12 protein-coding genes and 1 pseudogene are annotated in these 12,347 nt (G+C 37.0%); 9 read left to right on the plus strand and 4 right to left on the minus strand.

All coding sequences use genetic code 11. The features are described from left to right. The first annotated feature begins 6 nt into the window (after nucleotides 1-6). Entirely contained in the window at nucleotides 7-1,068 is a 1,062-nt protein-coding gene (locus tag H626_RS0108885) for an aldose epimerase family protein (RefSeq protein ID WP_027109048.1), read from the plus strand. 12 nt (nucleotides 1,069-1,080) lie between these two features. Beyond that, complete coding sequence (locus tag H626_RS0108890) at nucleotides 1,081-2,088, plus strand: LacI family DNA-binding transcriptional regulator (protein WP_027109049.1); 1,008 nt, start codon at nucleotides 1,081-1,083, stop codon at nucleotides 2,086-2,088. Nucleotides 2,089-2,140: 52 nt separating this feature from the next. Here H626_RS0108890 and H626_RS0108895 read toward each other — a convergent pair whose 3' ends face one another. Next, nucleotides 2,141-2,887 carry an NAD-dependent epimerase/dehydratase family protein gene (locus H626_RS0108895; RefSeq protein ID WP_027109050.1) on the minus strand — a complete coding sequence of 249 codons (747 nt, stop codon included), beginning with the start codon at nucleotides 2,885-2,887 and terminating at the stop codon, nucleotides 2,141-2,143. Nucleotides 2,888-3,084: 197 nt separating this feature from the next. Here H626_RS0108895 and tsaB point away from each other — a divergent pair, with 197 nt between their 5' ends. The 4 genes and pseudogenes from tsaB to tsaD all read left to right on the plus strand — a co-directional run bounded on the left by tsaB (nucleotide 3,085) and on the right by tsaD (nucleotide 5,888). Beyond that, nucleotides 3,085-3,807 carry a tRNA (adenosine(37)-N6)-threonylcarbamoyltransferase complex dimerization subunit type 1 TsaB gene (gene tsaB / locus H626_RS0108900; protein ID WP_027109051.1) on the plus strand — a complete coding sequence of 241 codons (723 nt, stop codon included), beginning with the start codon at nucleotides 3,085-3,087 and terminating at the stop codon, nucleotides 3,805-3,807. After that, a complete protein-coding gene (gene rimI / locus H626_RS0108905) occupies nucleotides 3,791-4,369 on the plus strand; it encodes a ribosomal protein S18-alanine N-acetyltransferase (protein ID WP_027109052.1) in 579 nt (192 codons plus the stop codon). The genes tsaB and rimI (H626_RS0108905) overlap by 17 nt, the downstream gene beginning before the upstream one ends. Further along, nucleotides 4,362-4,805: pseudogene (gene rimI / locus H626_RS11660) on the plus strand (ribosomal protein S18-alanine N-acetyltransferase); the annotation flags it as partial. The gene rimI (H626_RS0108905) and the pseudogene rimI (H626_RS11660), both read left to right, overlap by 8 nt. Nucleotides 4,806-4,874: 69 nt before the next feature. After that, nucleotides 4,875-5,888: a tRNA (adenosine(37)-N6)-threonylcarbamoyltransferase complex transferase subunit TsaD gene (gene tsaD / locus H626_RS0108910; RefSeq protein WP_027109053.1), complete on the plus strand. Its 1,014-nt coding sequence runs from the start codon at nucleotides 4,875-4,877 to the stop codon at nucleotides 5,886-5,888. Nucleotides 5,889-5,931: 43 nt separating this feature from the next. Here tsaD and H626_RS0108915 read toward each other — a convergent pair whose 3' ends face one another. After that, nucleotides 5,932-7,887: an ABC-F family ATP-binding cassette domain-containing protein gene (locus tag H626_RS0108915; protein ID WP_027109054.1), complete on the minus strand. Its 1,956-nt coding sequence runs from the start codon at nucleotides 7,885-7,887 to the stop codon at nucleotides 5,932-5,934. Between the two features lie 344 nt (nucleotides 7,888-8,231). Here H626_RS0108915 and H626_RS0108920 point away from each other — a divergent pair, with 344 nt between their 5' ends. Beyond that, nucleotides 8,232-8,894 (plus strand): redox-sensing transcriptional repressor Rex, encoded by a 663-nt coding sequence (locus H626_RS0108920; RefSeq protein ID WP_027109055.1) that lies wholly within the window; start codon nucleotides 8,232-8,234, stop codon nucleotides 8,892-8,894. 18 nt (nucleotides 8,895-8,912) lie between these two features. Here the strand turns inward: H626_RS0108920 and H626_RS0108925 are convergent, their stop codons facing one another. Both H626_RS0108925 and H626_RS0108930 read right to left on the minus strand, forming a co-directional pair. After that, a complete protein-coding gene (locus H626_RS0108925; protein WP_245570092.1) occupies nucleotides 8,913-9,122 on the minus strand; it encodes a YdiK family protein in 210 nt (69 codons plus the stop codon). Nucleotides 9,123-9,143: 21 nt separating this feature from the next. Next, nucleotides 9,144-9,803, minus strand: coding sequence for a CPBP family intramembrane glutamic endopeptidase (locus H626_RS0108930; protein WP_027109057.1), 660 nt, complete (start codon nucleotides 9,801-9,803; stop codon nucleotides 9,144-9,146). A gap of 233 nt (nucleotides 9,804-10,036) precedes the next feature. Here H626_RS0108930 and groES point away from each other — a divergent pair, with 233 nt between their 5' ends. Further along, on the plus strand, nucleotides 10,037-10,321 hold the full coding sequence (gene groES, locus H626_RS0108935; RefSeq protein WP_027109058.1) for a co-chaperone GroES: 285 nt from the start codon (nucleotides 10,037-10,039) through the stop codon (nucleotides 10,319-10,321). Nucleotides 10,322-10,371: 50 nt separating this feature from the next. Next, nucleotides 10,372-11,994 (plus strand): chaperonin GroEL, encoded by a 1,623-nt coding sequence (gene groL, locus H626_RS0108940; protein ID WP_027109059.1) that lies wholly within the window; start codon nucleotides 10,372-10,374, stop codon nucleotides 11,992-11,994. Nucleotides 11,995-12,347 lie beyond the last annotated feature (353 nt).

A 12,347-nucleotide genomic window follows, 5' to 3' on the forward strand; every position in this document is an offset into this window, starting at 1 on the left:
TCAATAATGGAAATTTCATCTAGAAAAATAGGTAGTTTTAATGGAGAAGATGTTTGCGAATACACAATAACAAATGCCGAGGGAATGAGCATTTCGGCGATGTCATATGGAGCGAGCATCACCGCATTAAACGTTCCAGATTATAACGGTAAAATAAAAAATGTCGCTTTGAGTTTGGATTCAGTGGATGATTATATAACACACCGTCCGTTTTATGGAGCTACAGTTGGGCGAGTAGCAGGGCGCATAGCTAATGGGGAATTTGAATTAAATGGAGATACTGTCCAAGTAGAAACAAACGAAAAAGGGAATCAGTTACATGGTGGGCCGAAAGGGTTGGACACTGTCAATTGGGATACTCATTTAGAAACAGAAACCGATGAAGCCGCGATTGTCTTTACTACAGTTGATCAAGAAAATAATAATGGCTATCCTGGGAATTTGAAAGTGAAAGTAAAATATATTTTGACACAGGCCAACGAATGGAAAGTAGAGTATGAAGCAGAGACAGATAAAGCAACGTTGTTTAATCCAACGAATCATACCTACTTTAATTTGACTGGAGACTTTACGCAAACAATTTTAAATCATCAACTAAAATTAAGAGCAGATAAATTCGCTCCGATTCAAGAAGCTGCACTGCCGACTGGAGAGTTCGAAGAAGTAAATGGAACGCCTTTTGACTTTAGAAGTGGAGCCGAAATCAAACAAGGTGTGCAATTAAGTCATCCACAAACAGAATTAGTGGGTGGATTTGATCATCCTTTTGTTCTCAACCATGAGAGTAGTGATCCTGAAGCAGTGTTAACAGACCCTATTTCTGGCAGACGGATCAAAATGTTTACTGATCAAGATAGTGTGGTTATTTTTACTCATAATGGAACAGTAGATAAATATACTGTTCAAGGTCATCCAGCGTACGCCTATTGTGGGATTACTTTAGAGACACAAGCTTTACCAGATGCAATCAATCAAGAAAACTTTGGATCAATTATTTTAAATCCTGGAGAGATATATAGAGCTCAAACTATTTATCAATTTGATGCGATCGATCCACTGTCAATCTAAAGGAGAATTTTTATGGCAACATTGAAAGATATTGCTCAATTAGCAGGCGTTTCTAGTGCTACGGTCTCGCGGGTCTTAAATTATGATACAAGTTTATCAGTTAGTGATGAAAAAAGAGAGAAAATTTTCGAAGCAGCAGAAGAATTAGAGTATACAAAACATCAAAAAAGAAAAAGAATGAAACCCGGACAAATTGCAATTATTCAGTGGCATTCGAAAAAAGAGGAATTGGAAGATTTATATTATCTCTCCATTCGTATGGCTGCTGAACGAAGAGCAAGAGAATTAGGTTATGAAAATATAGGTGTATTTCAATTGGATACGTTTGCTATCGATCAAAAAACAGATGGCATAGTAGCGATTGGGAAGTTCAGTGATTTACAAATCAAACAACTACGCTCGCAGACTAAATATGTGTGTTTTGTCGACTCCTGCCCAGATATCGAAGAAGATATCGTTGTCAGTGATCTGAAGACGGCTGTTAAAAAAGCAATAGATTTTTTTACTGTACAAGGTCATTCTACAATTGGGTTTATTGGAGGGAAGGAAGAATTTAGTGATCATACAGGGGATTGGATCGATGTACGCACATCCTATGTAAAGGAGTATTTAAGTAAGCTTGGGCTACTGAACAAAGAATTTTTTTCTGTTGGAACATTTTCTATCAGTTCTGGGAAAAATCAGATGCAGAACTTTCTATCAAAGAACAGAGAAAAGTTACCCTCTGCTTTTTTTGTGGCAAACGATTCACTTGCTATTGGTGCGCTAAAAGCTTTGCAGGAAGCTTCTGTTACAATTCCGGACGAGGTAAGTATCATCGGATTAAATGACAGCAGTGTGGTAAAGTATTTGACTCCATCTTTGAGCACAATCAAAGTATTCACTGAAGAAATGGGCAAATCAGCAATCGACTTGTTACACGAACGATTAGAGGGCACAAGAAGTATTAAAAAAAAGATTATTATTCAAACCGAATTGATTGAAAGAGAGAGTACAGCAAAAAAAGAGAAAATCGGGTAGCTTTTTTACGATTTTCTCTTTTTGTATTTTCTGAAAAGTTCATTATTCTTTTCTATTTTGAAAAGTGTCCTTTTATTTCAAATGCATTATCTTTTGGAGAATAACCTAGAGCCGCATTTGCTTGTGAAATATCTAAACGCGGAAAAGTATTGTCTGAAATACCATTAACTAAAAGAAAAGGTTGCTTCATTTCAGCCTTAAGTGCACAGTCGATCAAATGATTCATATCTTCGGCTGAAAAGTACATGGCCATCCCTCTTGGATCATCAGCAAGTAAATCTGTTGATTTTTTGTAATCTCCGATTCGTATACCTATGGATTCTATTCCGTGCTCATAGGAATGATAGGCCGCGAGTGCTTCCAAATAAGCTTTGGACACACCATATAAATCATTCGGTCTGACAGTTTCTGATGTCTTTACTTGAACATTATCTGGATAGGCTCCAACAGCATGGATGGAACTAGCAAAAATTACTCTTTTAACATGAGGTGCAGAGTGAACTTCCTGATAAAGATTATGGGGCAGCTTGTAATTGAGATCAAGTAAGTCGGCGTAAAAATCTGCTTCAGGGTCAGGTTCTCCTGCAAGTTGAATGACATACTCAATATCATCTAACAAGCCTTCCCACTCCGAAATTTCAGATAAATCAGCTTGAACAATTTTGCAACCTGCCTGCAATTCTTCTGGAAAAGAAGAGAAATCGATATCAACTAAAGTGAGGTCATGTTTATCTTTTAAATAGATGGTCAATTCTGTTCCGATAGTACCTGTTGCCCCGGTCAATAAAATTTTTGCCATGGTTATTCTCCTTTCTTAAATCATCAAAAATTGGTTTGATCTTTACTGAAAGAATAAAAGGATGCCGAACGAAAATCAACTATAACTACTTAGGTGTTAAATGAGAATGATTACTTCTTGCTATTTTTATGCTAATATGTAAGAAACTAAAGCTAATGCATTTGATGAAAAGCAGAAAGGAATAGGAGTCTTTTATAATGAGAGTTCTTGCTATAGATACATCCAATCAGGTAATGAGTATTGCCTTAAATGAAGACAAGAAATTGATTGCGGAACTAACGACAAATGTTAAACGGAATCATAGTGAACGATTAATGCCGGCTATTGAAAAATTGATGAAAGAAGTCAATTGGTCCCCAGACTCTTTAAATCGCATAGCCATTTCTAAAGGACCAGGGTCTTATACAGGCTTAAGAATCGGTTTAACCGTAGCCAAAACGTTGGCCTGGACTTTGGATATCGATTTAGTCGCAGTATCAAGTCTAAAAGTATTGGCAGCAAACATATATGCAGAAGGACAATTGATCGTCCCTTTATTTGATGCGAGAAGAGGGAATATTTATACAGGATTATATAAAATGGAAAACGGATCATACGTACCTTTAGAAGAGGACACACATATATCTTCAAAAAAATGGGCTTTTTATTTATCAAAATACAAAAGACCTATGATAATTGTAGGACAAGATATAAAAAAACATGAAGTCTATTTTAAAGAAGAATTGGCGGATAAAGTAAAAATGGCAGAAGACGAATGGAATCTGCCTCGCGCAAGTAGATTAGCAACTTTAGCTTATGAAGAAAAACCGGTCAATGTTCATACATTTATTCCCGAATATTTAAAATTAACAGAGGCAGAAGAAACATGGAAAGCAGCTCATCCCAATGAGGTTGGGGGGCTATATGTTGAAAAAATTTAAAGAATGGCTTCAGTATAATGGGTTTATGTTAGTAAATAAAACAAAACAAACTATTTTCCACCCCTCTACTGAACTTTATTCAGTAGGGGAGAATCAATATTTGAGTGTTCGTGTAGCTAAAGTTGAAGATGTATCGGGGATTTTAGAAATTGAAAGAAATTGTTACAATGGTGAAACTCCTTGGAACCAAACGGCGTTATTACATGAGCTTCAATTTAATTCGAATGCATACTACCAGATAATGTATTTAAAGGATCGCCCGATTGCTTTTATCGGGAGTTGGTTTGTCGCCTATGAAGCCCATATAACAAATCTAGCTGTCCACCCGGAATTTCGAAACAAAGGAATTGCTACATTTTTATTGAAAGAAATCATACGGATCGCCAATTTAAAGGAAATGCAATTAGTGAGTCTAGAAGTTCGTGCATCAAATCAAGAAGCACAGAATTTATATAAAAATCTTCTGTTCAAAGAGGTAGGCGTGAAAAGAAAATACTATAGTTCTGACCAAGAAGATGCTGTCGAAATGAGTCTACGTCTAGATGAGATAAGTAATGGATAGAAGTGAAATAATTGTTGAATTGATTCAAAAATATTCTTCACCACCAAACTTGGGAGAAACCTTGTTTCGTTTGACCGAAGGAAGTTACAGCACTGGACCTCCATGGACAGTGAAACAGTTCATGGAGGTGACTGAGCAAAGAAATATCCAGTGTATTGTTGCATACTATGAAAATCAACTGATAGGGTATGCAATTTTGTCAGTGTTGCCTCCAGAAGCAGAGCTGTATTTAATTGTAGTGGATAAAAAATTCAAAAAACAGGGTATCGCTACTTTATTATTTGAACGAATAAATAGCTATCTTGAACATGTTCAGGTGGATAGTTTGTTTTTAGAAGTAAGAAAGTCAAACGAAGCGGCAATCAATTTATATCAAAAGAATAAATTTGAAAAAATAGGGGAAAGAAAAAATTATTATTCGCACCCTAGAGAAGATGCTCGAGTAATGATCAAAAAGATTGAACGACGAAAGGAGCAGGGTTTAAGTACAGATACCCGTGATTTTATGAAAAGAGTACGAATATTGGCGATTGAAACCAGTTGTGACGAAACGAGTGTAGCGGTCATTGAAGATGGAGAAAAAATCTTGTCTAATGTGGTTGCCTCTCAAATAAAAAGCCATCAGAGGTTCGGTGGTATTGTACCAGAAATAGCTAGTCGCCATCACGTTGAACAAATTACATTGATTGCTCAAGAAGCTCTTAATGAAGCGAATCTCAGCATCGAAAACATAGATGCTGTCGCTGTAACAGAAGGACCAGGATTGGTAGGGGCCTTGTTGATAGGGATCAGCGCAGCTAAAGCAATAGCGTTTGCCCATGGACTACCTCTTATTCCTGTTAACCATATTGCGGGTCACATTTATGCTAATCAGTTAGTTCGTCCATTGACGTTTCCTTTATTAGCATTGGTGGTCAGTGGGGGGCATACAGAACTTGTATTGATGCAAAAAGATGGAGATTACCATATTATTGGAGAAACACGAGATGATGCAGCTGGAGAAGCGTACGATAAGATTGGACGTGTGATAGGCGTGCCTTACCCGGGCGGAAAGCACATCGACGAGATGGCTCAAAAAGGGGAGGATACATTCCATTTTCCACGAGGAATGATGAAAGAAAACAACTACGATTTTAGTTTTAGTGGATTAAAAAGTTCGTTTATTAATCGCGTTCATAATGCAGAGCAAAAAGGTGAGGAACTAAATAAAGAAGATTTAGCAGCCAGTTTTCAAGCGAGTGTTGTGGATGTGCTGGTAAGCAAAACCATTCGTGCTGCTAAGGAATACGGGGTCAAAGAAATTGTGTTGGCTGGAGGAGTAGCAGCAAATAGAGGATTACGCAATTCTTTATCAAAAGCAGTGGAAGAACAACTAGAAAATACATCTTTAGCCATTCCACCTCTAGCTTTATGTGGAGATAATGCGGCCATGATTGGTGCAGCCGCTTATGTTGAATATAAAACCCAACACTTTGTTGACTATTCATTGAATGCAAAACCAGGACTGGAACTTTCATAAAATAAAATAGACCTTCATGTTTTTAAAAACATGAAGGTCTATTTTATTGATCTTCTAAAAGGTCTTCAAGAGAAAGACTTTTTTCTTCCCACTGTGAGAGTAGATGGGTCTGTTCTTCTTCTAACTCAATGAGTTCATTATTTAACTTTTCCAATTTTTCTGGTTCTGCAAAATTTTCTGGCAAGGTAAGCAATGCGTGAATGTTATCAATCGACTTTTCTAAAACTGCCAATTCTTTTTCAAGTGTTTCAATCTCTCTCTCCAGTTTACGCTGAAGTTTTTGTTTTTCTTTTTGTGCTGTTCGTTCTTCCATAGATGAAGTAGGGACAGTTTCGCCCGGATCATTATCATTTTCAGCACTCTCTTTTAGTTGTCTAAGTTGAGTGAGTTCAGCTTTCTTTTGAAGATAATAATCATAATCGCCTAAATAGGTTTCAATTCCATTTTCGGATAATTCGATTACTTTGGTTGCGATGCGATTGATGAAATAGCGATCATGTGAAACGAACAAAATTGTTCCCTGATAATCAATAAGTGCATTTTCTAACACTTCTTTGCTATCAATATCTAAATGGTTGGTAGGTTCATCCAGAATGAGGAAATTATTTTTCTCTAATGCTAATTTCGCTAAAGACACGCGAGCTTTTTCTCCTCCGCTAAGGCTGAGAATGTTTTTTTCTACATCTTCGCCACTAAACAAAAAACTACCTAAAATAGTACGAATATCTTTTTCTGGAATGGAAGGGTGCTCATCCCATAATTCGTGAAGAACAGTTTTTTGCAGATTCAAACCTTGTTGTTCTTGATCATAGTAACCTGGGTCGACTTTGGTGCCCAATTTTATCTGTCCTTTTAGTGGGGACAGGTGTCCAATAATTGTTTTGAGTAAAGTAGTTTTCCCTACACCATTCGGTCCCACCAAGGCTATAGCTTCTTTTTTTCGGACGTCCAAGTCTATTTGCTGACTCAAAGGTTTTTCGTAACCTATAGCTAACTCCTCAGTAGTTAACACTACATTTCCACTTTCTCTTTCAATGGAAAAACGGAAATGAGCAGACTTTTCTTCCCCTGACGGCTTTTCTATGCGATCTAATTTTTCTAGCTGCTTTCTTCTACTTTGTGCTTGTTTGGTAGAAGAAGCCCGAACGATATTTTTTTGAACGAAGTCTTCTAATTTCTCGATTTTTTTCTGTTGTTTATCATAAATTTTCTGTTGCTGCTCAATTTCTTCAGCTTTTTGCTTCAAATATGCACTATAATTCCCATTATAATGAGATAATTTTTGTCTGCTTAGTTCATAGACTTCAGTAGCAATTTTATCCAAGAAATAACGGTCATGGGATACAATGAGTAATGCTCCGGTGTATGTCTGAAGGTAATTTTCCAACCATGCGAGTGTATCAATATCTAAATGATTGGTCGGTTCATCTAGGATCAATAAGTCTTTTTTTTCTAATAGCAATCGAGCAAGGGCTAAGCGAGTTTTTTGTCCTCCGGAAAGTTCATTGATCTGTTTAGTGTAATCTTCTTCGTAAAAGCGAAAGCCATGCAGGACGGATCGAATTTCACTTTCGTATCCATATCCATTCGCTTCTCTAAAAGCATGCTGCAAATCGTCATATCTAGCTAAGGCTTCCTGGTACTGAGCGGGGTTGGATTGAATGGTAGAGTCACTTAGTTTACCCTCGATTTCATGCATATCCTTTTCCATTTTCCGAACATGTTTAAATACAAAAAGCATTTCTTGCCAAATAGTCTTATCTGATTCCAAGCTTGTATCTTGGGAAAGATAGCCGATGGTCACCTCTTTAGTTATAGATAACTGACCTTCATCGGGTTCTTCTTCTCCCGCAATCATTTTTAGTAATGTAGATTTTCCAGCTCCATTTCGTCCAACTAACGCTATTCTTGTATTTTCTTTTACTTCCATAAAAATATTTTCAAATAACACTTCAGCGCCAAAATGACGGGCAACTTGTTGAACTTGTAATAATATCATATATCTTCCTCGTTTCTATTTTTGCTCCTGTTCAATTTTAGCATAGAAACAAAAAATAAAAAATCATTCCAGGGAAAATGAAAGAGCACTACCTAAAACTCTTGTTCACTATTACTCAAAATCATGGTAAAATGGAAGAGAATCTTACAAATAGAAAGCCAATTCACAAATCAAGTTTGTGAAAATAATGAAAAAAAACGAGATGTTCTTACTGGTTTTTTTGAGTTGTTTTGATATAATAGGACAGATTCTCAACTAAACCATTGTGAAATAGTATATTTTTTATGTAGAATGTGAATACAACTTAATTGTTAAAAACAAAACAAGTATCAGGAGGAAATAATATGAAAAACAAAAAAATCCCGAAAGCTACCGCTAAACGCTTATCCCTTTATTATCGTTATTTAAATATTTTACATGAGGACGGAAAAACGCGTGTTTCTTCCAGCGAATTGAGTGAGGCAGTCAAAGTTGACAGCGCTACTATCCGACGTGATTTTTCTTATTTCGGAGCTCTGGGCAAAAGAGGATACGGATATGATGTCGAAGAATTAATGAACTTTTTTAGCCATATTTTGAACCAAGATCATCTCACTCATGTTGCTTTAATTGGTGTTGGTAATTTGGGACATGCACTACTTAACTTTAACTTCAGAAAAAATAACAACATTCGTATTAGTGCCGGATTTGATATCAAAGAGGAATTGATTGATACGGTTTATCATGGTGTACCGATTTATTCTGTTGATGATATGGTTGAGCAGCTAAATATTCAATCAATCGACGTAGCTATTTTAACTGTGCCAGCGGATATTGCACAAGAAACGGCAAATAAATTAGTAGAAGGTGGAATTAAAGGGATATTGAACTTTACATCCATGCGCTTATCCGTTCCTAAAGAGGTTCGTGTTCATGATGTCGATTTAACAAATGAACTCCAAACATTGATCTATTTCATTAATTATTATAAGGACATCGAAGACTTAAATAAAGCAAATGAAGAATAAAAAAAGGGGACGAACCGATCATTCCGGTTTGTCTCCTTTTTTGATTTGAAAATAAATCTTTGTTAATTTAACCACTCTAACAAAATCGTTTGTTGCTAATAAAGCAAAGAGAATGGAAAAGAAATTCCATCCAGATTGGTTGACGGAATTAATTGTGTAAAAGAGAAAGAAACCAAAAAATATAAAATTTAATATAATTTGAAATAGAAGCTTTTGTTTTGAAATCACAGTTTAAATCCTTTCTTTCAGTTAGTCTAGTATCAGTAAATTTGCTAAAATCGCGGCTGTATTCATCAGTGCATGAGCAATAATAGGAGTACTAATAGATTTCGTTTTATAATAGATGTAAGAGAATACGAATCCCATACTGGAATACAACAGTATATGACCATCGAAGTGGATGAAAGCAAAGGCAAGCGAACTGACTACCGCTGCTCCAATACCTCCAATATGATCAATCAATCCACCAAATAATACTTTTCTAAAAACAAACTCTTCCATTACGGGCCCAGCAATACTGATCAGTAAAATAAAAATTGGGAAGTGACGAACAATTTCTAACAAGGATTGTGTGTTTGCAGATTCTTGCGGAATCCCTAAAAGATTTTGTTCTATTATAATTGCAATATTTTGTACGAAAAGGGCCAAAAGCATCCCGCCAATACTCCAGCCAACTATTTTCACAAGAGCACTTTTTTGAGAGTTTTCAATGGAGTTACTTAAGGGCTTTCGAAAATGGATCCAAGTCATTAAGATTGCACCAATGGTAAAACTAATCAATGATCCATAAATTGATGCTTGCACAATGGTTTCGTCATTAGCAAAAACGACAACGAGTGCAGGGGATAATTGTGCTAGGATATAAATTAGTAATATACTGAGTGCGGGTTTAGGGATTTTTTTTAACATAATTAGAAACCTGCCTTCATTAAAATAGATGAGCTATAATCATGAATTAATGTAACACAAAAATGAAAGTTCTTCCATAAAAGAAAAATTTAAAGAAAAGATAACAGAAATCAGAGAGTAAGGCTTGAATTTTTTTGAGCATTTGGTAAGATAAGAAATGGAGTTAGCACTCTGATCATCCGAGTGCTAATTGAGAATAAAGATAATCAAAAAAGATTTTTGGAGGGATAGTCATGTTAAGACCTTTAAGTAATCGTGTCCTCTTAGAAGTGACCGAAAAAGAAGAAAAAACGATGAGTGGAATTGTATTACCTGATTCTGCTAAAGAAAAACCACAAACTGCTAAAGTAGTGGCAATTGGTCAAGGACGTTTATTAGATAATGGAGAGCGTGTCGCTGTTTCAGTCAAAGTAGGGGAAGTCGTATTATTCGAAAAATATGCTGGATCCGAAGTGAAATATGATGGAAAAGAATACTTAGTCGTTAAAGATACAGACATTATTGCTGTTGTTGAATAATCAGGTTGATTAGACAGATATTAAAAATTTATTAACGAGGTGGAAATTAAATGGCGAAAGATATTAAATTTTCTGAAGACGCACGTGCAGCTATGTTACGTGGAGTGGATAAATTAGCAAATACTGTAAAAGTAACTTTAGGACCTAAAGGCCGTAATGTAGTATTAGAAAAAGCATATGGTTCACCACAAATTACGAATGATGGCGTAACAATTGCAAAAGAAATTGAATTAGCAGATCATTATGAAAATATGGGCGCTCAATTGGTTGCCGAAGTTGCAAGTAAAACAAATGATATTGCTGGAGATGGAACAACCACAGCTACAGTATTGACTCAAGCTATTGTTCGAGAAGGGTTAAAAAACGTAACTGCCGGAGCTAATCCTGTCGGGATCCGTCGTGGTATAGAAAGAGCAACTCGTGTAGCAGTAGAAGCACTGCACAGTATTTCAACGAAAATTGATTCCAAAGAATCCATTGCTCAAATTGCTGCTATTTCTTCTGGAGATGAAGAGATTGGTCAGTTGTTAGCAGATGCCATGGAAAAAGTTGGTAGTGATGGTGTGATCACAATAGAAGAATCACAAGGTATCGATACAGAATTAGAAGTTGTGGAAGGAATGCAATTCGATCGTGGATACCTTTCTCAGTATATGGTTACAGATAATGACAAGATGGAAGCTAATTTAGAAAATCCATATATTTTAGTCACGGATAAAAAGATTTCAAATGTTCAAGAAATTCTTCCGGTACTTGAGAGTGTAATGCAACAGAGTCGTCCGTTATTGATTATTGCGGATGATGTCGAAGGAGAAGCATTGCCGACCCTAGTATTAAATAAAATACGTGGCACGTTAAACGTTGTAGCTGTTAAAGCGCCTGGATTTGGTGATCGTCGAAAAGGAATGTTGGAAGACATTGGGACTCTAACTGGAGCAACAGTTATTACAAGTGACTTAGGTTTAGAGTTAAAAGACATGACTATTGATCAGTTAGGTTCTGCTGGAAAAGTTGTAGTTACAAAAGATGATACGACGGTCGTCGAGGGTGCTGGAGAAACTGAATTAATTGAACAACGTGTAGAAATGTTACGCAAGCAAGCTGATGAAACTAATTCTGATTTTGATCGCGAAAAATTACAAGAACGTATTGCAAAACTTGCTGGTGGTGTAGCAGTCATTAAAGTGGGAGCAGCCACAGAAACTGAACAAGTTGAACGTAAACTGCGTATTGAGGATGCTCTAAATGCGGCTCGTGCTGCAGTAGAAGAAGGCGTTATTGCTGGTGGTGGAACGGCTTATATCAATATTTTAGATAAGGTAGAAGCTATCGAAGCAGAAGGCGACGAAGCTACAGGCGTGAAAATTATTATTCGTGCCTTAGAAGAGCCTATACGTCAGATTGTTGCTAATGCTGGACTAGAAGGAAGCGTGATCGTAGAGCGTCTGCGTAATGCTGAAATCGGCATTGGTTATAATGCCGCAACTGGAGAAATGGTCAATATGGTTGAAGCAGGAATTATTGACCCTACAAAGGTTGCACGCTCTGCACTACAAAATGCAGCGAGTGTGGCTGCACTGTTGCTGACAACAGAAGCAGTAGTAGCTGAAATACCTGAACCAGATAAACCTGCTGGTGGAATGGACCCTAATGCGATGGGCGGCATGATGTAAAAGAGAAAAAAAGAGATCCCTTTAAAAAGAGAGAATCCCCTTAGAAGAGGGGATTCTCTCTTTTTATGGTGCGCCCGGCATGGGCGACAACTTGGTGGTGAAAGTCCACTACAGACTTGGCAGTAGGAACTGTTAGCGAAAGTCAAGGGTGTCCGCCGTGAGGCGGAATCTGAAGGAAGACGGACGCAAATGCTTGCACTGACGAACAGAAACTTCATACAAAGGCTGAATCAGGACGGATGAGCTTGCCAAACAAAGCGAAGTCCGATACTGCCCGAATCCTGTACAGTAAATGGAGCAGTGACATGAGCAGAAGGTTGTCGTTCTTACCCGGGGAGGTCTCGTCAGCGCTT

Origin of the sequence: Lacticigenium naphthae DSM 19658 (assembly GCF_000425865.1) — a bacterium.
In the GTDB taxonomy this organism is placed as follows: Bacteria; Bacillota; Bacilli; order Lactobacillales; family Carnobacteriaceae_A; genus Lacticigenium; species Lacticigenium naphthae.